Below are 24,311 nucleotides of genomic sequence, written 5' to 3' on the forward strand. Positions count from 1 at the left end.
GACCTACCGGGCGGGCTGCCACTCCGCGCGCCGCAGCAGTCGCAACCCGTTGAGGGCGACCAGGATCGTGGACCCCTCGTGCCCGGCGACGCCGAGGGGGAGCGGGAGGTCGCCGATCAGGTCCCAGGCGACGAGCACACCGATCACGGTCGCGGCGAGCACGAGGTTCTGGACGACGAGCCGCCGCGCCCGGCGGGACAACCGGACGGCCGCCGGGATGGCACCCAGGTCGTCGCGGACGACGACCACATCGGCGCTGGACAGCGCGAGGTCGGAGCCGATGCCGCCCATCGCGATCCCGACGTCCGCGGTGGCGAGCGCGGGTGCGTCGTTGACGCCGTCGCCGGCGAGGAGCACCCGGTGACCGGCGTCCTGCAGCTCGCGGACAGCCTCGACCTTGTCCTCCGGCAGCTGGTCGGCCCGCAGGTCCCGGATCCCGGCCCGCCCGGCGAGCGCCAGCGCGGCGCGCCGGTGGTCACCGGTGAGCAGGACCGGCTCGCTGCCGGTGCACTCCCGCAGGGCGGCGACGGCAGCGGCGCTCTCCGGACGGAGCCGGTCGGCGACGGCGAGCACCCCGACCGGGCGCTCGTCGAGGCTGACCACGACGGCGGTGTTCCCGTTCGCCTGTTCGCCGTCGACGATCGCGGCAATCCCGGGGCACCCGGTCGCAGCACCCGACACCGGAGAACCGACCCGGACCGTCCAGCCCGCCACGGTGGCCGTGACCCCGGTGCCGACCCGGGCGCGGAAGCCGGACGCGGGCAGCAGCTCGAGGCCGCGCTCGCGAGCCGCGGTGACGACCGCCCGGCCGATGGGGTGCTCGCTGGGCGCCTCGGCCGCGGCGGCGAGAGCGAGCAGGTCCTCCTCGGTGCACGGGCCGCCGGTCAGCGGCCGGACGGCGACCACCTCGGGTGCGCCGGTGGTCAGCGTGCCGGTCTTGTCCAGCGCGACGGCGGTGACCGTGCCGAGCCGTTCCATGACGACGGCGGACTTGACCAGGACGCCGTGGCGGCCGGCGTTGGCGATCGCCGACAGGAGCGGAGGCATGGTCGCGAGGACCACCGCGCACGGGGAGGCGACGATCATGAACGTCATCGCGCGCAGGAGGGCGCCGCGCAGGTCGTCGCCCAGGAGCAGCGGCACGGCGAAGACGGCGAGCGTGGCGACGACGACGCCGATGGAGTAGCGCTGCTCGACCTTCTCCACGAACAGCTGGGTCCGCGCCTTGGTCGCCGAGGCCTCCTCGACCATGGCCGCGATGCGGGCGATGACGCTGCCGGTGGCCGGCCGGCGCACCTCGACGGTGAGCGCGCCGGTGCCGTTGCCCGTGCCGGCGAACACGTCGTCGCCGGGCCGCTTGTCCACCGGCAGCGGCTCGCCGGTGATCGACGCCTGGTCGACCTCCGAGGCGCCGTCCACGACCACGCCGTCGGCCGGTAGCCACTCCCCCGGGCGGACCAGCACGCGGTCCCCCACCTCCAGGTCGAGCACCGGGACCGAGCGTGCTGCCCCGCCCGACGCGAGGAGCGTCGCCTGCTCGGGTGCGAGATCGGTCAGTCCCCGGACGGCGTCCTCGGTTCGCCGGGTGGCCACGGCCTCGAGCGCGCCCGAGGTGGCGAAGATGACGACGAGGAGGGCGCCGTCGAAGACCTGACCGATCGCCGCCGCGCCGATCGCCGCCACGATCATCAGCAGGTCGACGTCCAGCGACCGCTCGCGCAGCGCCTGCACCCCCGCCCACGCCGGCTCCCACCCGCCGACGGCGTAGCAGGCCAGGTACAGCGCCCACCACACCGGCGCGGGAGCGGCGACCAGCTGGGCTGCGCCGCCGAGCACGAACAGCACCAGCGCGGCGCCCGCCCACCGGACCTCGGACAGGGACCAGATCCTCGAACGGGAGCCGGAGTCCGGCGCAGCCGTCCTGGTCGCCGGAGCGGAGGTCGCCGAGGTCGTCACCCGACCGACAGTACCTGCGCAGGTGCGAAGGTACTGAGATGGTCGACCGCGCGGATATGCTGCGCCCGTGCACGGCGGGATCGATGGCTTCGAGATGCCGGCCCCCGACGACGTCCGGCGGGCCGCCGACGCGCTGCGCATGCTCGCCGACCCCACCCGGCTGAACATCCTGTGGGCGCTCATGCAGGGCGAGACGTCCGTCGCCTGCCTCGCCGAGCTGGCCGGCACGACCCCGACCGCGGTCAGCCAGCACCTCTCCAAGCTGCGGCTGGCCGGGCTGGTCACCAACCGGCGCGAGGGGACGTTCATCTTCTACGCCCTGGCCGACCACCACATCGGCGAACTCGTCCGCCAGGCCCTCTCGCACGCCGACCACCAGGCTGGCCGGACCGCCTCGCACCCGGCGGCGTCCTAGCTCACGACGAGGGAGTCGCCCTGGACGACGACGGACTTCGGCGCGAGCGGCCGGGTGGCAGGGCCCCGCACGACCGAACCGTCGGTGATCTTGTACCGGCTGCCGTGGCACGGGCAGTTGATCGTGCCTCCGCTGACGGCGTCGACGAGGCAGCCCTGGTGGGTGCAGACCGCGCTGAACGCCTTGAACTCCCCGTCGGCGGGTTCGGTCACCACCACCTGCTGGTCGGGGAAGATCTTTCCGCCGCCGACGGGGATGTCGTCCGTCTTGGCCAGCGGCGCGCCACCGTTCCCGTCGCCACCGGAGGGCGCGCTCGTCCGGGCTGTCGGCGTGCCATAGGTGCTGCACGCGGTGGTTCCCAGGACGAGCGCACCGGTCCCCGCCACGAATGCTCGTCGACCGACCTCGTGATGGGCCATGCGGCTGCGCTCCGTCAGAACGTGAACCCGGACGTGGTGAAGAACCAGAACGAGGAGGTCAGCCAGAGACCGACCAGGCCGCAGAACAGCGCGCCCCCGGCCACCGGCAGAACCCATCCCGGCAGGTCCTTGTAGGTGAGCAGGAGCATCTTCGCGGTGAAGGCGCCGAAGAAGAAGCAACCGAGCAGCGCGTGGATCAGCACGCGTGGCTCGTAGGTCTGGAAGCCGAGGGCGTACAGGCAGTGCACCACCACCGGGACGACGCACAGCACCGCCAGCCTGCCGGACCAGCGGTGCAGCGTGCCCGCCCAGGTCGGGCCGGGGATGCGCCCGTAGATCATCATCGCCGAGATCAGCTGGACGACGCCGAGCAGCACGGCGAGGGTCGTGAGCCAGCTCTTGACGGACTGGGTGCTGGAGAAGCCGCCGATGTCGATCGAGTAACCGGCGGCCTGGTGCAGTCCTCCGTACACGCCCAGGGCGACCGCGACCAGCGAGCCGATCGCCACCGCCAGCAGGATCCGCCGCAGGGTGCGCGTCGTCGTCGGCGTCCGGACGTCGGCCATCGCGGCCCCCTCTCAGCCCTCGCCCGAGTCGCCGGCCACCCGCTCGACCGGTACCTGGTTGCCGTCGACGACCACCGTCGTGGCCTGCGGGTCGAACGCGGGGGCCGGTTCGACCGAACCACCGCGGTTGCGCAGGCCCACGGTGCTGCCGTCGGGTTGGACGATCCAGCCGATCTTGTCCAGCAGGCCGCCGTTGGTGGCGTTCGCGCGGTACAGGCCCGCGGGCGCATCGACGGGCGCGGCGGCGAACCCCACGGAGAGCGGACCCACGGTCAGCGTTCCGGCAAGTTGGCCGTTCGCGAGCGCTCCCGTCAGAGTCGCACCGCCGTTGCCCTGCAGCGCCAGCTCGCCGTTGGCGGCCGAGCCCCGCAACCACGCCTCGAGCGTCGTGCCGTCGCACACGTAGGCCAGTGCCTGGTCGTCCTTGACCGCGACGGCGACCGACGCCTCGCCTCCGGCCGTGTGGCCCGCGTAGACGACCTGCGCGGGGAACGGCGTGGCGGCCGGGGTCGTGGTGGGCGCGGAGGTCGTCGTCGCGGGCGGCGAGGAGGTGGGTGCGCTGGTGGTGGTGCCCGACGACACCGCTGCCTGACCGGCCGGCTCCGGCTGCCGGGTGTAGTTGACCGCGAGCAGGACGAGCGCCAGTCCGAACACGGCGAGCAGGGTGACGAGGGGTCCTCGGTTCACCATGGCGCCCTCCCGGTGGCGCGGACAGCCGGGATTGTGCTCCCTCTCGCCGGGATCGAGGGCCGCTTCAGCCCGGGCCCGTGGGATGGATGAGGTCGTAGGCGCCGGAGACCTTCTTGGGGACCACCATGCGCCACGCGTCGACGACGAGCTCACGGGCTTCGGTCGGGTCCAGTGCGGCCAGGTCGGCGTGGACCCAGTGGAAGCGCAGATCCGACGCGGACGGCATCTGGAACTTCTGCGGTTCGCTCCGGACCAACGTCTCCCGCTCCTCCTTGGGGAACGCGAAGCCCATCACGGTCTCGTCCAGGGAGAACGCCACGTAGACGATCTGCTTGACGCGGAACTTCAGCCTGCCGCGCACGTACACCGGGTACGAGCGCTCCAGCTCGCTGCCCAGCGACCGGACGTCCTCGATCACCGCCATGCCAGATCTCCTCCTGCGGCGCGCACGCAGGATCGACTGCGCCGGCCGGCTGGAGTCATCGCTGGTCGCGTTCCCCGGCCGACGGTGGCGCGCCATCCGCCGATCCGGCCGACGGGTGATGGTGGGCGGTGGACCTCGCTGCCGCGTCAAGCGACTGCGAGCACGACCCGACCTTCGGGCGCCTGCGCCGGACCTTTGACGGCGTGGGAGAGGGAGCCAAAGCCAGCGGTGGTCACCAGCGCGGTCAGCTCGTCCACCGTCTCGTAGAGCTGATGCCCAGCCGGTGGAAACCGCTTCTGCGCCATCGCAGGCATGTTCTGCTTCAGCTGATAGCCCAGCGCCAGGAGGCCCCCGGCTCGCAGATAGCCGCGAATGCGTGCCATCTCAGCGACCGGATCCCGCCAGAAGTAGACGACATGATTGGCCATCACCAGGTCAGCAGGTTCACTGGCGCGCAACTCCGAGGTACCGCCCTCGAGCAGGGTCAACCGGCCGGTTGCAACCGCGGACTGATTCCGCTTCCTCGATTGGGCCAGCATGACCGACGACAGGTCGACGCCCCAGACGTGCGCCTCGTCGAACTGCGCGAGCAGTTCATGGAGGCCAATCCCTGGTCCCGGGCCGAGCTCGGCCACGCGTCGGACCGCACCGTCCTGACGGTCTTTCGCCTGCTGCACGACCCATCTGCTGAGTTCCGCGTTTCCTCTGGCCATGCCACGACCGACGACGGCGCCGAGCAACCCTCGGGGATGGCCGAACTGTTGCGCGAGACCCATCGGCGCATCATGTCGGTCCATCGGCAGCGGTGGAAGGTAGCCGCGTGCTGAAGGCTCGGCGCGGGGCCCGGGGCGCGGAACTCCGCCATCCAGTGACGGCCCACTCTGGGCCACCCACAAGTGAACAACGAAGGACGAGGTCAGCGTGGTGGGCCCCGTGGGGATCGAACCCACAACCCGCGGATTAAAAGTCCGCTGCTCTGCCAATTGAGCTAGAGGCCCCTACCGACGGCGAGGCTACCGCCCGGCGGCGCGCCGACGCCGTGGTCGTCGGAGTTGTCCCTGGCAGCCGGTTACATGCAGGACATGGCATCGGGGCGGTCGTTGGGACGGCCGTTCGCCTGGCTCTGGGCGGCCTACGCGGTCAGCGCGTACGGCTCGGGCGTCGGGCTCGGCGCGTTCTCGCTGATCGCCGTCCTGGTGCTGCACGCCGGTCCGGTCGAGGTGTCCGCCCTGGCCGCGGCCGGGCTCGCGGTCGGCGCCCTGGTGGCGGTGCCGCTGGGCCCGTGGGTCGAGTTCCACCGCAAGCGGCCCGTGATGATCGCGATGGACCTCGTCCGGTTCGCCGCGCTGGCCAGCGTCCCCGCGGCGTTCGCGCTCGGCCGGCTCGGCTTCGCGCAGCTCCTCGTCGTCGCCGTCGTCGTGGCCGCCGCCAAGATCGCCTTCAACGCCGCCAGCGGCGCGCACCTGAAGGCGCTGGTCCGGCCGGAGGACCTGCTGGTCGCCAACAGCCGGTTCGAGGCGACGACCTGGACCGCGACCGTGCTCGGGCCGCCCCTCGGCGGGGCCGCGATCGGCCTGTTCGGGCCGGTGACGACGATCCTGGCCGACGCGGTGAGCTACCTGCTCTCGGCCCTGGGCATCCGCGCGATCGGACGCACCGAGCCGGCCCCGCCGGTGCGCGCTGCGGCGTCCCGCCTGCGGGCCGGCGACCTGCTCGACGGCTGGCGGCACATCCTGGGCCACCCGCGACTGCGCCCGCTGTTCCTCAACACGCTGCTGGTCAACGGCTGGATCATGGCGGGCGAGCCGCTGATCGCCGTCCTGATGCTCGGCCGGCTCGGCTTCCCGCCCTGGCAGTACGGCCTCGCGTTCGCCGTCCCCTGCCTCGGCGGGCTCGTCGGCTCGCGGCTCGCCCGCCGGCTCGTCGGACGCTTCGGCCGGCAGCGCGTGCTGACCGTCGCGGGCACCCTCCGCGCGTGCTGGCCGCTCGGCCTCGCGTTCGTCCAGCCGGGCACGGCCGGGCTGGTCCTGGTCATCGCGGTCGAGTTCGGCCTGATCACCTGCTGCGCGATCTTCAACCCGGTGCTCGCCACCTACCGGCTCGAGCAGACGCCGACCGACCGGATCGCGCGGACCCTGTCCGCCTGGTCGGTCAGCAGCAGCGCCGCCATCGCGGTGCTCACCGCGCTGTGGGGGCTGCTGGCCGGGCTGACCGGACCCCGCACCGCGCTCGTCGTCGCCGGCCTCCTGCTGTGGACGACGCCCCTGCTCCTACGCCGGACCACGGCCCGGACACGACCCGGGAACGAGGCGAGGATGATCGTCAGCAGCACGCCGTAGCCACGTCCACGTCGGAGGCACACAGTGCCGGTCCAGCAGCCACGAAGCCGGGACGACGCAGCCCAGCAGCGCGATGACGCCGCCTACGAGCGCGACGAGGCGGCCCAGCGCCGGGACGAGGCCGCCGACCGACGGGTGGCCGACGCCACGCAGCGGGCAGCGGCGGCGACGCAGCGGGCCGCCGCGGGCGCGCAGCGGGACGAGGAACACGCGGCGTGGGCGACCCGGGTCGCGGGCCGACCCGTCGACCGGTCGGTCGAGGAGACGACGGAGCAAGCAGCCGTCGACGAGGAGATGCGCACCTCCTACGAGGAGCAGGCCGAGAGCGACCGCCGTCTGGAGGCCGCCGACCGCAAGGCCCGCGCGGCCGATCGCGCCGCCGACGCCGCCGACCGCGACGCCGCGGAACACGACCGGGAGGCCGCCGGGCAGGACCGCCGCGCCGCCCAGCGGGACCGCAGTTCCGCCGCGGCCGATCGCCAGCAGTCGGCGGTCGAACGCGCCCAGCGGGGCTGAGACCGCCGCCACGCCCCGTCACCGGATCGGAAGAGTCCACCCGTTCAGGGGATGCCGCGGACGTGCGGTGATTACGTAGCGTCATCACGACTCGGGCACAGCCCGTGCACAGACCCCGGCCCGGCCCCCGTTCCCCCCGGGAGGCCGGGCCGGCCCTGTTCCGCGGTCAGCCGCAGACGCGCTGCACCATCGCCGCGAGCGCGTCCTTGTCCCCCTGGTCGAGCGGCAGGTCCAGCGCCACCTCGTCGCCGTCGTCCAGCGTCACCCCGAGCACGAACACGTACGGCTTCTTCGTCTCGGCCAGCGCGTGCGCGTCGCAGGTCGCCGGGGTGAACGAGATCGCCGACGACGCGCTCCCCGCTCCGGAGGCCAGCCGCAGCGGCAGGTCGGCGACCGTCGGGGCGAGCACCACGCTGCGTCCCAGCCGCGTCACCGTCACCGCCTGCGACCCGCTCTGCCGGGTCAGCGTCAGCGTGCCGGTGCTGCCCTTGCCGTCGTCGTGCAGGTCGCCGACCTCGATGTCGGCCACGGCGAGCACCGCCTCGGCGGCACAGGTCTGCTCGTGGATCAGGTCGAGGACGTCGGCCGACAGCGGCACCCGCACCTGCTCCGTCGTCCCGTCGGGCCGGAGGACGGTCAGCAGCGCGGCCGCGGGCTGTGCCGCGGTGTCGCAGACCGCGGCGCCGAACGGGGTGGGCAGGTCGATGACCTGCCCCGGCTGGTAGCTCGCCGTCTCGGCACGGGGCGGGAGGGGGGCGAAACCCGGTGAGTCCAGGGCGACCGAGGTGACGGTGAACGGCGCGTCGCCGGTATCGGTCACCCGGGTCTGCACCTGGCCGCCGAGCGCCTCGTCGGTGCGCAGCCGCACGGCCTCGGCCTCGATGCCCGGCACCGGCGGCACCGCCGGCCCGGTCGACAGGGTCGCCGTCGTCGGGGCGGCCGAGGACGACGAGGACGACGGCGTGGACGACGACCCGCAGGCGGCCGTCAGCGCCGCCACCAGCACGATCGCCGCCCGCCTCATGGCGGCGCAGCCTAGGCCGCGACGGTCACGGTCCGGCTACTGGTGGCGCGAGGACAGCCGGGCGAGCACGTGCCCGGCCTGCATCCGCACCTCGAGCTTCTCCTGGGGGACGGCTGCCGGGCCGCGCCGCGGCTCACCGTCGTCGAGGTCGAACGCCGACCCGTGCCAGGGGCAGACCAGGCAGTCCGCGCCCCGGACCTGCTCGATCGTGCCCTCCTGCAGCGGCCCGGACAGGTGCGCGCAGGCCCCGACGAAGACGTCGACCCGCACCCCCCGGCGGACGACGGCCAGCGGCACGTCGGCGCTGCCGCCGGTGCCGGTGCGCAGCGCGGGCCGCCCCTCCGGGAGGTCGTCGAGCGGGCCGAGGTCCATCCAGTCGTGCTGCAGGGCCCGGGCCGCCGTCGCGGCGTGCGAGGCACCCGAGGACTGCGCGTAGGACATGTGGCCACCGATCGACGCCGAGGCCGTCGCCAGTCCCAGACCGGCGTACGACAGCACCCGGCCCAGCCCGCCGCGCCCCTTCCCCCTGGCAACCAGGGATCCGACATAAAGACCGAGGGCCGTGACGTTGAGCACAGCGTGCAACGCGCCCACCCGGCGCACCCCGGGCTCCTGCTCCGACCAGTCGGCCGCGCCGGCCAGCGCGGCCGGCACGGAGGCCAGGACGCCGGTGCCGATCATCGCGGTGGCCGCCGGCCGCAGCGGCGGGACGGCGTCGAGCACCCCCGCCGACAGCCAGCTGCCCACCGGCACCTGGACGAGCACCGGGTGCAGCGGGTGGCCCAGCCACGTGCCGTGCAGGAAGTCCTTGACCGCCGGCGGCCGCAGCGCCGCCAGGACCCCTCGGCGCACCGGCTCGATGGCCTTGTCGAACGTCGGCACGTCGGCGATCCGGTCGAGGAATCCCATCAGGCTCATGCCCCGCCCCCTACCCCTGGCGACGTGCGCCGACGCCACCGCTCAGTGGCGGCCCACAGAACCGTCATACCTGTACGTGAGGCTTCCCACATCGGCTCCGGGAATCGTCCCCCGTGGCCGATGGATATACGTAGTTGCTGAAGTCAACTACACGATGCACCTGGAGTGACCCGAGATGACGTGCGCACTGCTCCGCCGCCCCGAGGCGGCCGACGTGCCGACGTCCGAGCAGGTCCGGTCCTCGGGAAGCCGGCTGGCCGAGCGGCTGCGGGCCGACGACGCGGGCGCCCAGTTCACCCGCTTCGTGCTGGTGGGCGGCGTCTCGAGCCTGCTGTACGCGCTGCTCTACGTCCTGCTCGACGGGTTCGGCGACCAGCCCGCGAACGTGGCCGGCGCGGTGGCCTCCAGCATGCTGGCCAACGAGCTGCACCGGCGGCTGACCTTCCACGCCGGCGAGCGGGTCAGCTGGTTCGCCGCCCAGTGGGAGGGCGGCGGCCTGGCCCTCGTCGGCATGGTGGCCACGGCGCTGGCCCTGGGGTGGTTCGACTCCTTCGCCGGCGACGACGGCTCGCTGGCCGACCTCGCGGTCGTGGCGGTGGTGACCGGTGCGATCGGGTTGATCCGGTTCGCCGCGCTGCGCTGGGTCTTCGGCGCGCGCACCCCCGACCACGCCTGAGCTCCGCTCGCCCGGGGTCGCCGGCCCCTACCCTCCGGCCATGACGTCGACGACCCGCCCCGTGCGCCTCGCCGGAACCGTCCTCGCCGGCGGGCTGCTGCTGGCCCCGCTGGCCGCCTGCAACGTCACGTCCGACAGCGTCTCGTGCTCGGGCACGTCGTGCTCGGTCACGCTCTCCGGCGACGGCGCCAAGGCCGACGTCCTGAACACCACGCTCGCCTTCGGCGGGGTGAGCAACGGCCGGGCGACGTTGCGCGTCGGCGGCAACGAGGTCTCCTGCGCGCAGGGCGAGAGCGTGGACGCCGGGCCGCTGACGCTGGAGTGCACCGAGGTCACGGACAACTCGGTGAAGCTCACGGCCTCCCTCGGTTAGGCGTCGCGGACCTCCAGCACGACCCGGGTCGGGTTGCTGAGCGCGTAGACGCGGAAGGGGGTCCGCCCCGTCGTCCCCACGAACGCCGTCGTCGTGCCCTCGAAGGTGGTGTCGAAGACCACCTCGGTGACCGTCGTCGTACCCGCACCCGGCAGAGGGTTCGGTCCGGCGTACTGCGCGACGCCGGTGTCGGCGGGCAGGCCGACGCCCGTGATCGCCACCTGGAGCGCCGCCGAGCCCCCGACCTCCACCGGCTCGCCGCTGGCCTGCGAGGTGGGCGCGTCGACGTAGCGCACGTCCCAGCCGGGCGTCCCGCTGCCGCCGACCTCGAACACCACGCGGTCGAAGCCGTTCTGCCGGCCGGTGCGGATGTCGCTCACGGTCACCTGCGCGCCGGGCGACGCCTGGGCGGTGTCCGGGTCGGTGTTCGCAGGGAACGGCGGCGCGTCGGAGCTGCCGCTGCCGTCTCCCCCGTCTGTCCCATCCGACGAGGACGACGAGGACGACGACGAGGTCGTGGACGTGCCCGACGCGCTGCCCGAGCCGCCGTCGTCGGAAGAACTGCAGCCGGCCACGAGGACTGCGGCGAGCAGGACGGCGGTCAGCGGGAGGGCACGGCTCACGGGGCACATCGTGGCAATCCCGCGCGCCCGACGGCAGGGGCCGGAGAACCGGACGGAGAGGGCCGTATGTCCCGTGTCCGCGGGGTGGTGTCGGGAACGCCGCGGAGGCCATGTATCGTTCTCGCTGCCCCCGGCGAACACGAGCCCCCATCGTCTAGCGGTCCAGGACGCCGCCCTTTCAAGGCGGTAGCACGGGTTCGAACCCCGTTGGGGGCACAGCACGACCAGCAAGGCCCTGTAGCGCAGTTGGTTAGCGCGCCGCCCTGTCACGGCGGAGGTCGCGGGTTCGAGTCCCGTCAGGGTCGCTCTCCGGTGTTCCGCACCGGTCGGGGCAGGTAGCTCAGTCGGTACGAGCGCTCGCCTGAAAAGCGAGAGGTCGGCGGTTCGACCCCGCCCCTGCCCACCCTCTTCTTCCGCCGGTCCGAGGGACCGCCGCGCCGAGAGCTCAGCAGAGCTCGAGGCGGGCCATGTGCCGCCACAGCTCCTTGTCGTCGTCGGACAGGGCCGCCCAGTCGGTGTAGCTGTTGGCCGCGTGCAACTCGCGCGCCTTCTTCTCCACTCGGTCGTCGCTGAGCATCCGTGCCCGCGTCTTGTAGACCGACAGGTGGTGGATGACCGGGTTGGCGCTGCCCTTCTCCTCCTCGGAGACCTGCAGCAGACCGTTGCTGGTCTGCACCACGTTGGCGCTGTTGTCGAGCATGTGGCCCCCCTCGCCGTCGACGAAAAGCCTCACGGAACGTCATCGACCAGTTTCCCCCCGTATCGCGCGGACGGCTCCCCGACTCCCCCATCCGGATGACAGCGCCTACAAGAACGCCACAGGCCGGTCATGGACGGCTCCGACGCCCCGGCGCGACGCTCGCTGGCATGACCCCCACCGCATCGCAGCCCGACCCGTTCGACGAGCGCCGGCGCGGGCGCCGCCGCGTGCGCGCGGTCACCGCCTCGCTCGCCGCCGCAGCGGCCCTCGGCACCGGCGCGGTGGCTCTCGGCCTGGCCGACCAGGGCAGCACGTCCGCCGCCGCAGCGGTGTCCGGCACCGGCTCGTCGAGCACGTCCGACGACGGCTCGATCAGCACCGCGACGCAGGCGCCGACCGCCTCGTCGGACACCGGCTCCGCACACGCCTCCAGCGGCGGCTCCTGACGGGCGGAATGGCAGGGAACGTCGGGACGACTCTCAGACAATCCACAGGAACCGGTCCCACAGTGGGCCCCATGACGCAAACCGTTCCCACCGGCGCCCCGGGGCGTGCCCCGCTCACCCGGCCCGACGGCAGCCCGCTGCGGGTGCTGGCGGTCGACGACGAGTTCTCGATCACCGAGCTGCTGTCGATGGCGCTGCGGTACGAGGGCTGGGACGTGCGGACCGCGTCCAACGGGATCGAGGCGGTGCGGGTGGCCCGGGAGTTCCGGCCCGACGCGGTGATCCTCGACGTCATGCTGCCCGACATGGAGGGGCTCGACGTGCTGCGCCGGCTGCGCGCCGACTCGCCCCTGCTGCCGGTCATCTTCCTGACCGCGCGCGACGGCGTGGCCGACCGCATCGCCGGGCTCACCGCCGGCGGCGACGACTACGTGACCAAGCCGTTCAGCCTCGAGGAGGTCGCCGCCCGGCTGCGCGGCCTGCTGCGGCGGACCAACCGCGCCGTGGCCGACGACGGTCTGCTGGTCGTCGGCGACCTCACCCTCGACGAGGCCAGCCACGAGGTGACCCGCGGCGGCGACGAGATCCGGCTGACCGCGACCGAGTTCGAGCTGCTGCGCTACCTGATGCGCAACCCCCGCCGCGTGCTGTCCAAGGCCCAGATCCTCGACCGGGTGTGGCAGTACGACTTCGGCGGCCAGGGCAACGTCGTCGAGCTGTACATCTCCTACCTGCGGCGCAAGATCGACCGTGGCCGCGAGCCGATGATCCACACGCTGCGCGGCGCCGGGTACATGATCAAGCCGGCCAGCAGTTGACCCGTGGAGGCACCGTGTGGCGGAAGCGCCCGCAACGACTGTCGTTGCGGGCGCGTCTGCTGTGGACCTTCCTCGTACCGCTCGGCGTCGTCCTCGTGCTGGTCGGTGTCGTGTCCACCGCGGCCCTCCGGCACGAGCTGATCAGCCAGGTCGACTCCCAGCTGACCTCGGCGCTGGCCCGCAGCTCCTCGGCGGTGGGCGGCTACGACCACGACGACGAGGGACCGCCGCCCTCCGGTGACAACGACCCGCTGGCCGTGCGCGGGCAGGGAGCCGGCACGCTGGTCGTGCGCACCGTCGCCGACGGCCGGGCCCAGGGGGCCGTGCTCACCGAGGGCGGCGGGTACCACTACCTGAGCGACGCCCAGTGCCTCGTCGTCGCGCACGTGCCGACCGACGGGGAGGCGCACACCGTCGACCTGGGCGAGGACCTCGGCCACTACCGCGTCGTGGCCAGCCACGGGCCGGACGGCGGCGTCGTGATCACCGGCCTGCCGCTGGGCCGCTCCTTCGACGCGGTCTCCAACCTCGTCACCGTCGAGGTGATCGCCGGGCTGGCCGGGCTGCTGGCCGCGGCCGTCGCCGGGGTCCTCGTCATCCGGCGGACCCTTCGCCCGCTCGAGCACGTCGCCGCGACCGCCACGCGCGTCACCGAGCTGCCGCTGGCCAGCGGTGAGGTCACGCTGGCCGAGCGGGTGCCCGAGACCGACACCGACCCCCGCACCGAGGTCGGCCGCGTCGGGACGGCGCTCAACCGGCTGCTCGACCACGTCGAGGAGTCGCTGCACGCCCGGCAGGCCTCCGAGACGCAGGTGCGCCAGTTCGTCGCCGACGCCAGCCACGAGCTGCGCACGCCGCTGGCGTCGATCCGCGGGTACGCCGAGTTCTTCCACCGCCAGCAGACCGACGGCCGCCCGCCGACCGACGAGGACGTCGCGCACATGCTGCGCCGGGTCGAGGCCGAGTCGCTGCGCATGTCCGCGCTGGTCGACGACCTGCTGCTGCTCGCCCGGCTGGACGCCGGGCGCGACCTCGAGCTCGGCGAGGTGGACCTGACCGTGCTCGTGGTCGACGCGGTGAGCGACGCCCGGGTCGCCGGCCCGGGCCACCACTGGGCGGCCGACGTCCCGCCGGTCGCCGTCCTGCTGTCCGGCGACGCCGCGCGGCTGCACCAGGTGGTCGCCAACCTGCTCGCCAACGTCCGCACGCACACCCCGGAGGGGACGACGGCGACCGCTCGCCTGACCGTGGAAGGCGGCACCGCCGTCCTGCAGGTGATCGACGACGGGCCGGGCATCCCGCTGCAGCAGCAGAAGCAGGTGTTCGAGCGGTTCGCCCGCGGTGACGCCTCGCGCTCCCGCGCGGCGGGCAGCACGGGTCTGGGCCTGGCGATCGTGGCCGCCGTCGTCGCGGCGCACGACGGCACGGTGGCCGTGCACAGCCGGCCGGGTCGGACCGAGTTCACCGTGCGGCTGCCCGGCGCGGTGTTCGGCCGGCCCGAGGCCGAGTCCGTCGACACCGACGACGCGCCGCTCCCCTGAGGCTCACAGCGACCGCATAGGTCCGGCACGGCGCCCCGGCAGCCTTCCCGGGCACCGTTCTCGGTGAGATCCCGAGGAGGTACCCGTGACCCAGGACCCCTTCGCCGAGCGGCGCAACGGCCGGCGGCGCGTCCGCCTGGTCACCGCCTGCGTGGCCGGAGGCGCCGTGGTGGGGACGGGCGCGACCGCGCTCGCGTTGTTCTCGGCCGACCAGGCCAGCGCCCAGCAGACGACCACCCCCGTCCAGCAGAACACCGACGACGGCGCCACCACCGGCGACGACGACGGCGGTGGCAGCGTGGCGCCGTCCGACCCGCAAAACGGCGTGCAGCCGCCGGCCGCGCCCCCGGCCCGCTCGTTCGGCGGCTCCGGGCACGCCTCGAGCGGTGGGTCGTGAGCACCGTGGCCACCGCCGACTGGGAGGCCTGGAGCTGCCGGGTCCGCCTGGCGGTCACCGACCCCGCCGCGCTGGACGAGGCGCGCGCCGTCCTGACCGGCCACCTGGCCGACGTCGACCTGGCCTGCAGCCGGTTCCGCCCGGACTCCGAGCTCACCGCGCTGGACGACGCGGCCGGCAGCTGGACCGACGTCAGCCCGCTGCTCGCCGAACTGCTCGCCACCGCGCTGCGCGCGGCGCGGCTCACCGACGGCGACGTCGACCCGACGGTCGGCGCCGCGCTCGCCGGGCTCGGCTACGACCGCGACGTCCGGCTGCTCCGCCCGGTGGACGGCGTCGTCGTCGCTGTCCCGGCCCCGGGCTGGAACTCGGTCGAGCTCGACCGGACGGCCGGTCGCGTGCGGGTGCCGGACGGCGTCCGGCTCGACCTGGGTGCCACCGCGAAGGCCTGGACCGCCGACACGGCGGCCGCGGTCATCGCCCGCCGCACCGGTGCCGGGTGCCTGGTCTCCCTCGGCGGTGACATCGCCGTCGCGGGGAGCGCGCCGGCCGGCGGCTGGCGGATCCGGGTGGAGGACGTGACGGGCGACCCCGACGCACCGCCGTCCGGGCCGAGCACCACGGTGACGATCGCCGACGGCGGCCTGGCCACCTCCTCGACCCGCGCCCGCCGCTGGCGCCGCGGCGGCACCGAGCTGCACCACCTGCTCGACCCGCGCACCGGACTGCCGGCGGCGCCCGCCTGGCGCACCGTCTCGGTGGCCGCGGGCAGCTGCGTCGACGCGAACACCGTGAGCACCGCCGCGATCGTGCGCGGGCACGCCGTCTGGCCGTGGTTGCACCGGATCGGGGTGCCGGTCCGGCTGGTCACCGTCGACGGGCAGGTCGTCACCAGCGGGGGCTGGCCCCAGGAGCAGGCGGCATGACCTCGATCGCGTTCTGGTACCTGATCCGGGCCACCGGACTCGTCTCGCTGGTCCTGATGACCGCGACGATCGTGCTCGGGGTCGTGGTGCAGCGGCAGCGCCGGCTGCCCGGACTGCCCCGCTTCGGCGCGGTGGCCCTGCATCGCAGCGTCTCGCTGATCTCCGCGCTGCTGCTCGTCGTGCACGTGGTCACCGCGGTCGTCGACTCGTACGTGAGCATCCCGGTGGTCGCCGCCGTCGTGCCGTTCACGTCGGGCTGGCGGCCGGCCGGCATCGGGCTGGGCGCGCTCGCGGTCGAGCTGATGGCCGTGGTCATCGCGAGCAGCCTGCTCCGCGGCCGGATCCCGTTCCGGCTGTGGCGGGCCGTGCACTGGACCTCGTACCTGCTCTGGCCGCTCGCCTTCGTGCACGGCCTGATGACCGGCACCGACCTCGGCTCCGGATGGCCGCTCGTCCTCGCGCTCGGCTGCGCCGCCGTCGTCGGCGGCACCTCCGCCGTCGCCTGGGTCGGGCGCACCTCCCCCGCGGTCGAGCGGGCACCGGCCGCGCTGGCCAGCAGCTCCGCCGCCCTCCGTCGCGGCGCCCGCGTCGCCGTCTTCCGGAACCGGTGAGCGGATGACCACCGTGCTCTCGACCCACGGCCTCTTCGACGCCCCGGGCCCCGGCCTGCCCGAGCACCGGGCGACCTTCGGCCCGCTGCCCGGGGCCGACCCGGTGGAGCTGGCGGCGGCCGCCGAGCTGACCGGCCGCGGGGGTGCCGGCTTCCCGACCGCGGTCAAGCTGCGCTCGGTGGCCGACGCCGCGGTCGCGACCCGCCGCTCCCCCGTGCTCGTCGGCAACGGCGCCGAGGGCGAGCCGGCCGCGGCCAAGGACGCCGTCCTGCTGTCCCGGGCCCCGCACCTCGTGCTGGACGGGCTGTCGCTGGTGGCCCGAGGACTCGGGGCCACCGACGTCGTCCTGGCCGCGCCGGAGCACCTCCTCCCCGGGCTGGCCGCCCGGCTGGCCGAGCGACCCGACGGCGCGGCGGTGCGACTGCACCCCGCCGCCGCGGAGTTCCTCTCCGGCGAGGAGTCCGCCCTCGTCGCCGACATCGACGGTGACCCGCCGCTGCCCCGGTCGAAGCTGGTGCCCGTCCGCGAGCGCGGCGTCGACGGCCGGCCCACGCTCGTGCAGAACGTGGAGACCCTGGCCCGGCTGGCGCTGATGGCCAGGGGCGATCGGGAGACCTCCGGGAGGACGCTGGTCACGCGGCGGTTCCAGCGCAACCGCACGCCCTGGACCGACGTGCTGGAGATCCCGCTGGGAGCGCCGCTCGGCGACGTCCTGCCCCTGGACAGCCACGTGCGCGCCGTGCTGGTCGGCGGCTACCACGGCACGTGGCTGCCGGCCGCCGTCGCGCGGGGCCTGCCCCTCGACCGGGCCGGGCTCGAACCGGTGGGCGCCGCGCTGGGCGCCGGCGTGCTGGCCGCCCTGCCCGCCGACCGCTGCGGGCTGAGGGAGACCGCCCGCGTCGTCGGCTATCTGGCCGCCTCCTCGGCCGGCCAGTGCGGCCCGTGCCTGAACGGCCTGCCCCGCATCGCCGCCGCCCTGGCCGTGCTCGCCCGCGCCGCCACCCCACCGCCCCAGCTGCTCACCGACATCTGGCGCTGGTGCGGCCTGCTGCCCGACCGCGGCGCGTGCCGGCACCCCGACGGCACCGTGCGCCTGGTGGCGAGCGCGCTCGGCGTATTCGCCCCCGAGGTGCGGCTGCACGCCTCCGGCCGGTGCAGCGCGACGACGACCCGGCCCTTCCTCCCCGTGCCGGGAGCCGTGCGGTGACCCGTCTCGCAGTGGACCCCATCGCCTGCACCGGTCACGGGCTGTGCGCGGAGCTGCTGCCCGAGGCGATCGCGCTCGACGAGTGGGGCTATCCGCTGCTCGCCGACGGCGAGCTGCCGCGCGAGCTGCTGCGCCGGGCCCGCTCGGTGGCGGCCACGTGCCCGACCCGGGCGCTGCGGCTGGTTCAGACGGCGGCGCGGTCGGCCGCGACCGACGCGTAGACCTGCGCGTGCACGAACCGGACCGCGGCCCGCTGCTCGTCGCGCCAGGTGCGGTCGGCCGGGCGCGGCATGGACCGGGCCAGGGCGGCGGACACGGCGCCGGTGAGCGAGACCGCGTCGAAGCCGCGCGCCTCGTCGTTCAGGTAGGGGACGACGTCGGACCACTGGTCGGAGAACCAGCCGCAGCTGGGCGCCACCACCCGCGTGCCGACGTCGCGGCAGACCTCGAGATCGCGGGAGTGGGTGCCGCAGCGCTCGGCCAGGACGGCGACGTGCAGCTGCTGCAGCTCCGCGGCCCAGGCGGCGTCGCCGGCACCGGGCACGACCAGCTCCAGCGCGCCGGAGCGGGCCAGCGCGGTGATGCCGGGCACGGTGTCGTCCGGGTCGCCGGGCATCCCGAGCAGCACCCGGAGCCGGCCGCCGCCGTCCAGCGCGCCGGACAGCGCGGCACGCACCAGGGCCGCGGGGTCGGGCACCGCCGGGGAGGTGCAGCGCAGCACCAGGCCGACCAGCCCGCGCTCGCTGCCGACGTCCGCGTCCGGGAGGGCGACCGACGGGTGCGCCACGACGATCGCCGTCCGCCCGTACCGCTCGGCGATCTCGTCGGCGGCGCCCGGCGTGAGGGTCAGCACCACCTCGGCCGTCGCGGCGAGCGCGGCCAGGTGCGCGTCGTGGAGGGTGCGGGTGCGCTGCGCCGGCTCGCGCAGCTGGTGCACGGTGAGCACCAGCGGGATGCCCAGCCGGCGGACCGTCTCGGTCCAGCACTCCAGCGCGGCGACCGGCAGGTGGCCGTACCCGCCGTGCACGTGCAGGACGTCGATCTCGCCCGCGTGCGCGGTCAGGTAGGCGGCGTCCAGCCACGGGCTCGGCTCGGTGTCCGGGCCGACCGCGACCACGCCCGCAGGCCGCACGGCCTCGACGTAGGCATCGGCGTGCGGGACGGCGGCCACCCGGATCGGCGGCGCCGGCTCGGCGGACCCTGCGACGGACACGTGCGGACACTCCTCCTGCGGTCGAGCGCTGCTCCGCAGGAGGCGGTGCCGGTCGACGGTTCGGCGTCGGCACGGGGGTTACGAGCCGATCTGGTTCGGCCTACCCCTCGGTCTGCGCACCGAACCCCGAGGGGACTCCTTCGGGTGACGGATCACAGCCGCTCAGGTGGTCGCGTGCGCCCGCAGGTCGGCGAGGTGCGCGTGCACGAGGGTGACCACCAGCGCGCCCTCCCCCACCGCCGAGGCCACCCGCTTGACCGAGCCGCCGCGGACGTCGCCGGCGGCGAACACGCCCGGCGTGCTGGTCTCGAGCATCGCGGGGGCGCGGTCCAGGGGCCAGGCCGGCGCAGGGGGGTCCTCGGCGTCGATCAGGTCGTGCCCGGTGAGCAGGAAGCCCCAGCGGTCCTGGGCCAGGGTGCCGGCCACCCAGCCGGTGCGCGGCTCGCTGCCGATGAGCACGAACAGCACGCCGTCCTCGACGGTCTCCTCGCCGGTGTCCAGGTGCCGGACGACCACCTTCTCGAGGAAGTCACCGCCGCTGCCGCCGACCACCTGCGTGCGGCCGCGGACGTCGATGGTGGGCAGCGCGTCGAGCTCGCGGATGAGGTAGTCCGACATGGTCTCGGAGAGGTCGGCCCGCCGGATGAGCACCGTGACCCGGTCGGCGTAGCGGGACAGGTAGACCGCGGCCTGACCGGCGGAGTTGCCCCCGCCCACCACGAACACGTGCCGGCCGCGCATGGCCGGCGCCTCGGCGATCGCCGCGCCGTAGAACACCCCGCGACCGGTCAGCTCCTCCAGCTCCGGGACACCCAGCCGCCGCCAGCTCGCGCCCGTCGCGACGACGACGCTGCGGGTGAGCACCGTGTTGCCGTCGCTGAGCGCCACCCGGTGCAGCTCCCCCTCGGTGGTCAGGCCGGTCGCCGACCGCATGAAGTGGAAGGTGGCGCCGAACTGCCAGGCCTGCTGGTAAGCGTGGAAGGCCAGGTTGTTGCCGCTGATCCCGTTCGGGAAGCCGGCGTAGTTGCGGATCATCGAGCTGGTGCCGGCCTGCCCGCCGACCGCCTCGGGCTCCAGCACCAGGGTGGACAGGCCCTCGGACGCGGCGTACACCGCAGCACCGAGCCCGGCCGGCCCCGCACCGACGACCACGACGTCCCAGGTGAGTTCCGGGTCCAGCGGCGTGAGCAGCCCGAACGCATTGGCGATGTCGAGGTCGCTCGGGTTCTGCAGCACCGGCCGCCCCGGACGGAACCGCAGCACGACCACCGGCAGCCGCGGCGACTCCAGCGCGAGGTCGGCCAGCATCGCCCGCCCCGCAGCGGAGTCGACGTCGTGGAAGCCGATCGGGATCTTGTTGCGGGTGAAGGTGTCCCGCAGGTGCTGGGCCCGCTCGGACCAGCGGTCGCCGATGATCCGCACCGCCTCGAAGCCGCCGCCCTGGCGGTTCGTCCACTCCTCGAGCATCTCGCTGACCTGCAGGTGGAACTCCTCGTCCCCTTCCTGCTCCGGCGCGGCGACGTGCCGGTCGAGCTGGCCGAGGGTGATCCCCTCGAAGACCGCACCCGCCGTCTCGAAGGCACCCCAGCGGTAGGCGGCGACCGCGAGGGAGCCCTGGCAGCCGACGTGCAGCTCGCGCAGCCGGTCCAGCCCGTCGGGGTCGGCCTCGCCCAGGACGCCGAACAGCACGGCCACCGGCAGGTTCCCGGCCTCGGCCAGCCCGGTGTGGACCTCCTCGGCGTCGGCCCCGACGACGACGGCGTAGTCGCGGTCGTAGCGGCGGTGCAGTTCCCGGGCCATCCGTTCGCGGATCGCGTCGTCCCGGGTCAGGACGACGAGCGCGGCCCGCTGACCGCCGCTCACCGGCGGAACCGCCGCGGCGCCGGGGCCAGCCACCAGCCGGCCGCTCCGGTGAGGACGACGGCGACGGTCATCAGCGCGAAGGTGATGGTCGGCGGGTCGTCCCAGTCCATCGTCGAGCGGAACCGGATCTCCGCACCGATGACCATGAGCCCGAAGACGGTGTAGGCGATCGCGGCGGTGCGCAGCCGGCGCAGGTCGCCGGAGAACGCGGCGAGCGCGGTGGCCAGACCGAACGCGAGCAGCCAGGCGGCGACCACCCGGGCGGTCAGCGGGGTGAGCGTCCACGGCCAGAGCCGTTCCGACGTCGCCGGGACGACGTAGAGCGCCGCGCCGGTGAGGCTCAGGACGAGCGACTCGGCGGCCAGGGCCAGCCGCAGCCACACCGGCACCGGGTGCCGCGGTGGCGGGTCGATCCCGCGCGAGCGTTCCTGCGGCAGGATCAGCGCCAGCATCAGCACCGGCACGACGATGTAGACGCCGAGCCAGAACCAGGCCGCCGCCTTGGCGAGGAACCCGCTGTCGGCGAACTCGTCCATGAAGTGGAAGCGGTCGATGTGGATCAGCGTCGCGATCGTCGTCAGCACGACGAACACCAGGATCGTCAGGACGGCGACGCGGCTGTGCGCCCACACCGGGTCGCGCAGGGACAGCACCACCAGGACGAACCCGGCGGCGTACCCCGCGCCGAGGAACGCCGCGGTCAGCGGCGGCTGGATGGTCCAGGCGAAGACGTCCTGCGTCCGCTCGGCCAGGACGTACAGCGCGCCGACGGCGAGGGCCGTCAGGACGCTGAAGACCACGAGCAGCGCGCGCATGCTGGGCAGCACTCGGCGGATGCGGTGCGACCGGACGCGGGTGGGGGTGGCGGTGTGCACGTCAGCTCCCGCTCGTCGGACCCCCGTGCGACTTGTCGAGCGGGTCCAGGGAACCACCGTCCCGGGGCGCTGCCAACGGGTTTTGTAGTCACTCCATTCTTCTAGACTGCCCTTCCTCCGGCCGTGCCCCGCGACCGGCGGCCCGGGTGGGAGGTGCGCGGGTGGCCGCTCCTGCGACCGAGGGGGTCGGAGCGCCGGCGGACACCCTGATCAGCACCCCGGACCGGCGGCTGCGCGTGTTCATCTCCTCGACGATGGAGGAGCTCGCCGCCGAGCGCCGCGCCGTCCGCGACGCCATCACCCGGCTGCGGCTGACCCCCGTGCTGTTCGAGCTCGGCGCGCGCCCGCACCCGCCGCGCGACCTCTACCGGGCGTACCTGACGCAGAGCGACGTCTTCGTCGGCGTCTACGGGGAGCGCTACGGCTGGGTCGCGCCGACGATGGACATCTCCGGCCTGGAGGACGAGTTCAACCTGTCGGCCGGCATGCCGCGGCTGATGTACGTCCGCCGCGACGCCCCGGGCCGCGAGCCGCGCCTGTCCGCGCTCATCGAGCGGATCTGGAGCGAGGGCGGGGTCTCGACCACGCCCTACCGCGATCCCGAGCACCTCGCCGAGCTGGTGTCCGACGACCTCGCCGTCCTGCTCACCGAACGGTTCGCCGCGCCCGTGCGGCACCCGCCCGGGCTCGCGGCCGGATGGCTGCCCACCCCGCCGGCACCGCTGGTCGACCGCCGCGACGAGCTCGCGATGGTGACCGGCCTGCTGCGCGACCAGACGGTCCGGATGGTCACGCTCACCGGCCCGGGCGGCATGGGCAAGACCCGGCTGGCGCTGGCCGCAGCCGAGGCGATGGTGCCCGACCGGGACGGCGTGTGGTGGGTCGACCTGGCGCCGGTCCGCGACCCGGAGCAGGTGCCCGCCACCGTCTCCGGCGTGCTCGGCGTGACCCCGGAGGGGCGGCGGCCGCTGCTGGAGCTCGTCGGCGACCGGTTGTCCGGGCGGCGGGCGCTGCTGGTGCTCGACAACGTCGAGCAGGTGCTCGGCGCGGCGCCGGACCTCGCGGCCCTGCTCACCCGTTGCCCCGGCACCCAGCTGCTGGTCACCAGCCGCACCCTGCTCGGCCTGCGTGGCGAGCAGGACGTGCCGCTGGAGCCGCTGGCGATGCCGTCGCCCGGCGAGCGCGCCGTCGACCGCGTGCTCTCCAGCCCCGCCGTGCAGCTGTTCGAGGCCCGCGCCCGGCGCGCCGATCCGGGCTTCGACGTCACCGACGCCACGGCCGGGGCGGTCGCCGAGGTGGTGCGGCGCCTCGACGGGCTGCCGCTGGCGATCGAGCTCGCCGCCGCCCGGGTCCGCACGCTGCCGCCCACGATGCTGCTGCGCCGGCTGGACCGGGCGCTGGACCTCACCGGCTCGGACGTCGACGCCCCGGACCGGCAACGAACCCTGCGCGCGACCGTGGCCTGGAGCTACGACCTGCTCGGCGAGCCCGAGCGCGCGCTGCTGGCCCGCCTGTCGGTGTGCGCCGACGGCTGCGCCCTCGACACCGCCGAGGCGGTCGGGTCGGTGGACGGCGACGTCGACGTCCTGGAGTCGCTGTCGGTCCTGGTCGGTCACAGCCTGGTCACCTCCCGCGCCGGCGGCGAGGGCGAGCCGCGGTTCCGCATGCTCGAGCTGGTCCGCGCCTTCGCCGCGGAGCGGCTGCGCGAGCGCGGCGAGGAGGACGCGACCCGGGAGCGGCTGGCCGAGCACCTGGCCACGATCAGCGCGCTGGCCGGGGCCGGGCTGTCCGGTCCGGAGCACCGGTTCTGGCGGGTGCGGCTGGACGCCGAGACCGTCGATCTGCAGGTCGCGTTGCACTGGGCGATCGCGCACGACGAGGCGGAGCTCGCCGTCCGGATCGCCGCGCCGCTGGCCCGCTGGTGGTGGGCCCGCGGGCTGCTCGCGCCGATGGCGGAGTCGGCGGAGCGCACCGCCGCGCTGCCGTCGGCCGCCGCGCTGCCGCCGGACCTGGCCGGGCTGCTGCGCTGGGCCCGCGGTGCCACCCGGGTCGCCCACGGCTCGATCGAGGAGGCCGCCCCGTTCATCGCGGAGGTGGTCGCCGACGCCCGCGCCCGGGACGACGCCTGGCTGCTCGGGCACGGCCTCGTGATGCTCGGCATGACCCGGCCACCGGAGGACCCCGAGCAGCCGGCGCTGCTCGCCGAGGCGGTCGACGCGCTGCGGCGCAGCGGCGACGACTGGTCGGTCGCCTACGCGCTCGTGCCGCTGGGCAACGTGGCGCTGCTGTCCGGCGACCTGCCGAAGGCCGCGCGCACCCACGAGGAGGCGCTGGGCCTGGCCCGGGGCATCGGCGACGAGCACCTCATGGCAACGCTGCTCGACCAGCTCGGTCTCGACGCGCTGCTGGCCGACGACCTGACCGGCGCGCAGGAAAGGCTGGTCGAGTCGGCCGGGCTGCACCGGGAGATCCGCGACCAGGAGGGGCTCGCGTACTGCCTCGACCTGCTCGCGGCGCTCGCCCTGGGCCGCCGTGACGCCCGCACCGCGGCCCGGCTGATCGGCGCCGCCGATGCCGCCCGCGCCGAGCTGGGGGTGGTCATCTGGCCGCTGCTGCAGCCGCTCGCCGACCAGCTCGACGCCACCGTGCGCCGGGTCCTGGGCGAGGACGACGACCGGCGCGAGCGGTCCGCCGGCGCCGCCGCCGGCCCGTGGACGACGCTGGAGCAAGGCCTCGCCGCGGTCACGGGCCGGCTGGAGACCTCGTCGTCGTGAG

General features: G+C 74.6%; 27 protein-coding genes and 4 tRNA genes. 17 read left to right on the top strand and 14 right to left on the bottom strand.

The window, feature by feature from the left end; translation table 11 throughout:
* Positions 1-3: 3 nt before the first annotated feature.
* The gene (locus GGQ55_RS06515) at positions 4-1,956 is read right to left on the bottom strand and encodes a heavy metal translocating P-type ATPase (RefSeq protein ID WP_366488867.1); all 1,953 of its coding nucleotides are present in this window, start codon (positions 1,954-1,956) and stop codon (positions 4-6) included.
* A gap of 67 nt (positions 1,957-2,023) precedes the next feature.
* Here GGQ55_RS06515 and GGQ55_RS06520 point away from each other — a divergent pair, with 67 nt between their 5' ends.
* Complete coding sequence (locus tag GGQ55_RS06520; protein WP_366488869.1) at positions 2,024-2,371, top strand: ArsR/SmtB family transcription factor; 348 nt, start codon at positions 2,024-2,026, stop codon at positions 2,369-2,371.
* On the opposite strand, the gene GGQ55_RS06525 is transcribed toward GGQ55_RS06520, so the two are convergent.
* The 6 genes from GGQ55_RS06525 to GGQ55_RS06550 all read right to left on the bottom strand — a co-directional run bounded on the left by GGQ55_RS06525 (position 2,368) and on the right by GGQ55_RS06550 (position 5,468).
* Complete coding sequence (locus tag GGQ55_RS06525) at positions 2,368-2,757, bottom strand: Rieske (2Fe-2S) protein (RefSeq protein ID WP_218859189.1); 390 nt, start codon at positions 2,755-2,757, stop codon at positions 2,368-2,370. The two genes, GGQ55_RS06520 and GGQ55_RS06525, sit on opposite strands and share 4 nt — an antisense overlap.
* Before the next feature lie 47 nt (positions 2,758-2,804).
* A complete protein-coding gene (locus GGQ55_RS06530; protein WP_179715657.1) occupies positions 2,805-3,356 on the bottom strand; it encodes a DUF6529 family protein in 552 nt (183 codons plus the stop codon).
* Between the two features lie 12 nt (positions 3,357-3,368).
* Positions 3,369-4,043 carry a hypothetical protein gene (locus tag GGQ55_RS06535; RefSeq protein WP_179715658.1) on the bottom strand — a complete coding sequence of 225 codons (675 nt, stop codon included), beginning with the start codon at positions 4,041-4,043 and terminating at the stop codon, positions 3,369-3,371.
* A gap of 67 nt (positions 4,044-4,110) precedes the next feature.
* The gene (locus GGQ55_RS06540) at positions 4,111-4,470 is read right to left on the bottom strand and encodes an MmcQ/YjbR family DNA-binding protein (protein WP_179715659.1); all 360 of its coding nucleotides are present in this window, start codon (positions 4,468-4,470) and stop codon (positions 4,111-4,113) included.
* Between the two features lie 146 nt (positions 4,471-4,616).
* Complete coding sequence (locus tag GGQ55_RS06545) at positions 4,617-5,246, bottom strand: class I SAM-dependent methyltransferase (protein ID WP_179715660.1); 630 nt, start codon at positions 5,244-5,246, stop codon at positions 4,617-4,619.
* A 146-nt stretch (positions 5,247-5,392) separates the two neighbouring features.
* A tRNA-Lys gene (locus GGQ55_RS06550) sits at positions 5,393-5,468 on the bottom strand.
* 84 nt (positions 5,469-5,552) lie between these two features.
* Here GGQ55_RS06550 and GGQ55_RS06555 point away from each other — a divergent pair.
* On the top strand, positions 5,553-6,809 hold the full coding sequence (locus GGQ55_RS06555; protein WP_179715661.1) for an MFS transporter: 1,257 nt from the start codon (positions 5,553-5,555) through the stop codon (positions 6,807-6,809).
* Positions 6,810-6,833: 24 nt separating this feature from the next.
* Positions 6,834-7,325: a hypothetical protein gene (locus tag GGQ55_RS06560; RefSeq protein WP_179715662.1), complete on the top strand. Its 492-nt coding sequence runs from the start codon at positions 6,834-6,836 to the stop codon at positions 7,323-7,325.
* A gap of 166 nt (positions 7,326-7,491) precedes the next feature.
* Here GGQ55_RS06560 and GGQ55_RS06565 read toward each other — a convergent pair whose 3' ends face one another.
* Positions 7,492-8,349: a hypothetical protein gene (locus tag GGQ55_RS06565; RefSeq protein ID WP_179715663.1), complete on the bottom strand. Its 858-nt coding sequence runs from the start codon at positions 8,347-8,349 to the stop codon at positions 7,492-7,494.
* A gap of 36 nt (positions 8,350-8,385) precedes the next feature.
* Entirely contained in the window at positions 8,386-9,267 is an 882-nt protein-coding gene (locus GGQ55_RS06570; protein WP_179715664.1) for a Rieske (2Fe-2S) protein, read from the bottom strand.
* A gap of 175 nt (positions 9,268-9,442) precedes the next feature.
* Between GGQ55_RS06570 and GGQ55_RS06575 the strand changes: the two genes are divergently transcribed.
* Together GGQ55_RS06575 and GGQ55_RS06580 are read left to right on the top strand one after the other, a co-directional pair.
* Positions 9,443-9,943: a GtrA family protein gene (locus GGQ55_RS06575; RefSeq protein WP_179715665.1), complete on the top strand. Its 501-nt coding sequence runs from the start codon at positions 9,443-9,445 to the stop codon at positions 9,941-9,943.
* Between the two features lie 40 nt (positions 9,944-9,983).
* Entirely contained in the window at positions 9,984-10,316 is a 333-nt protein-coding gene (locus GGQ55_RS06580; RefSeq protein WP_179715666.1) for a hypothetical protein, read from the top strand.
* Here the strand turns inward: GGQ55_RS06580 and GGQ55_RS06585 are convergent.
* Positions 10,313-10,939, bottom strand: coding sequence for an AMIN-like domain-containing (lipo)protein (locus GGQ55_RS06585; protein ID WP_179715667.1), 627 nt, complete (start codon positions 10,937-10,939; stop codon positions 10,313-10,315). The two genes, GGQ55_RS06580 and GGQ55_RS06585, sit on opposite strands and share 4 nt — an antisense overlap.
* A 143-nt stretch (positions 10,940-11,082) precedes the next feature.
* Between GGQ55_RS06585 and GGQ55_RS06590 the strand changes: the two genes are divergently transcribed.
* From GGQ55_RS06590 to GGQ55_RS06600, 3 genes are all read left to right on the top strand, one after another.
* Positions 11,083-11,155, top strand: a tRNA-Glu gene (locus tag GGQ55_RS06590).
* Positions 11,156-11,170: 15 nt separating this feature from the next.
* Positions 11,171-11,244 (top strand) — tRNA-Asp (locus GGQ55_RS06595).
* Between the two features lie 24 nt (positions 11,245-11,268).
* A tRNA-Phe gene (locus GGQ55_RS06600) sits at positions 11,269-11,342 on the top strand.
* A 42-nt stretch (positions 11,343-11,384) separates the two neighbouring features.
* Here GGQ55_RS06600 and GGQ55_RS06605 read toward each other — a convergent pair.
* Complete coding sequence (locus GGQ55_RS06605) at positions 11,385-11,672, bottom strand: hypothetical protein (RefSeq protein WP_179715668.1); 288 nt, start codon at positions 11,670-11,672, stop codon at positions 11,385-11,387.
* A gap of 134 nt (positions 11,673-11,806) precedes the next feature.
* Here GGQ55_RS06605 and GGQ55_RS06610 point away from each other — a divergent pair, with 134 nt between their 5' ends.
* The 8 genes from GGQ55_RS06610 (at position 11,807) to GGQ55_RS06645 (ending at position 17,806) form a co-directional block, all read left to right on the top strand.
* Positions 11,807-12,085 carry a hypothetical protein gene (locus GGQ55_RS06610; RefSeq protein WP_218859190.1) on the top strand — a complete coding sequence of 93 codons (279 nt, stop codon included), beginning with the start codon at positions 11,807-11,809 and terminating at the stop codon, positions 12,083-12,085.
* Positions 12,086-12,156: 71 nt separating this feature from the next.
* Complete coding sequence (locus GGQ55_RS06615) at positions 12,157-12,903, top strand: response regulator transcription factor (protein ID WP_179715669.1); 747 nt, start codon at positions 12,157-12,159, stop codon at positions 12,901-12,903.
* 44 nt (positions 12,904-12,947) lie between these two features.
* Positions 12,948-14,444 (top strand): sensor histidine kinase, encoded by a 1,497-nt coding sequence (locus tag GGQ55_RS06620; protein WP_179715670.1) that lies wholly within the window; start codon positions 12,948-12,950, stop codon positions 14,442-14,444.
* Between the two features lie 85 nt (positions 14,445-14,529).
* Positions 14,530-14,841 (top strand): hypothetical protein, encoded by a 312-nt coding sequence (locus tag GGQ55_RS06625; RefSeq protein ID WP_179715671.1) that lies wholly within the window; start codon positions 14,530-14,532, stop codon positions 14,839-14,841.
* Positions 14,838-15,767, top strand: a complete 930-nt coding sequence (locus GGQ55_RS06630; protein WP_179715672.1) for an FAD:protein FMN transferase — start codon at positions 14,838-14,840, stop codon at positions 15,765-15,767. The genes GGQ55_RS06625 and GGQ55_RS06630 overlap by 4 nt, the downstream gene beginning before the upstream one ends.
* Positions 15,764-16,378, top strand: coding sequence for a ferric reductase-like transmembrane domain-containing protein (locus GGQ55_RS06635; protein WP_179715673.1), 615 nt, complete (start codon positions 15,764-15,766; stop codon positions 16,376-16,378). The genes GGQ55_RS06630 and GGQ55_RS06635 overlap by 4 nt, the downstream gene beginning before the upstream one ends.
* A gap of 4 nt (positions 16,379-16,382) precedes the next feature.
* A complete protein-coding gene (locus GGQ55_RS06640; protein WP_179715674.1) occupies positions 16,383-17,585 on the top strand; it encodes an NADH-ubiquinone oxidoreductase-F iron-sulfur binding region domain-containing protein in 1,203 nt (400 codons plus the stop codon).
* Entirely contained in the window at positions 17,582-17,806 is a 225-nt protein-coding gene (locus GGQ55_RS06645) for a ferredoxin (protein ID WP_179715675.1), read from the top strand. Before GGQ55_RS06640 ends, GGQ55_RS06645 begins: the two co-directional genes overlap by 4 nt.
* On the opposite strand, the gene GGQ55_RS06650 is transcribed toward GGQ55_RS06645, so the two are convergent.
* The 3 genes from GGQ55_RS06650 to GGQ55_RS06660 all read right to left on the bottom strand — a co-directional run bounded on the left by GGQ55_RS06650 (position 17,770) and on the right by GGQ55_RS06660 (position 21,536).
* Complete coding sequence (locus GGQ55_RS06650; protein WP_366488875.1) at positions 17,770-18,798, bottom strand: glycosyltransferase; 1,029 nt, start codon at positions 18,796-18,798, stop codon at positions 17,770-17,772. The two genes, GGQ55_RS06645 and GGQ55_RS06650, sit on opposite strands and share 37 nt — an antisense overlap.
* 162 nt (positions 18,799-18,960) lie before the next feature.
* On the bottom strand, positions 18,961-20,661 hold the full coding sequence (locus tag GGQ55_RS06655) for an NAD(P)/FAD-dependent oxidoreductase (protein ID WP_179715676.1): 1,701 nt from the start codon (positions 20,659-20,661) through the stop codon (positions 18,961-18,963).
* On the bottom strand, positions 20,658-21,536 hold the full coding sequence (locus tag GGQ55_RS06660) for a hypothetical protein (RefSeq protein WP_179715677.1): 879 nt from the start codon (positions 21,534-21,536) through the stop codon (positions 20,658-20,660). The genes GGQ55_RS06655 and GGQ55_RS06660 overlap by 4 nt, the downstream gene beginning before the upstream one ends.
* 161 nt (positions 21,537-21,697) lie before the next feature.
* Between GGQ55_RS06660 and GGQ55_RS06665 the strand changes: the two genes are divergently transcribed.
* Positions 21,698-24,310, top strand: coding sequence for an ATP-binding protein (locus GGQ55_RS06665; RefSeq protein WP_179715678.1), 2,613 nt, complete (start codon positions 21,698-21,700; stop codon positions 24,308-24,310).
* Position 24,311: the final 1 nt, after the last annotated feature.

This window comes from Petropleomorpha daqingensis (genome assembly GCF_013408985.1).
GTDB classification, from domain to species: domain Bacteria; phylum Actinomycetota; class Actinomycetes; order Mycobacteriales; family Geodermatophilaceae; genus Petropleomorpha; species Petropleomorpha daqingensis.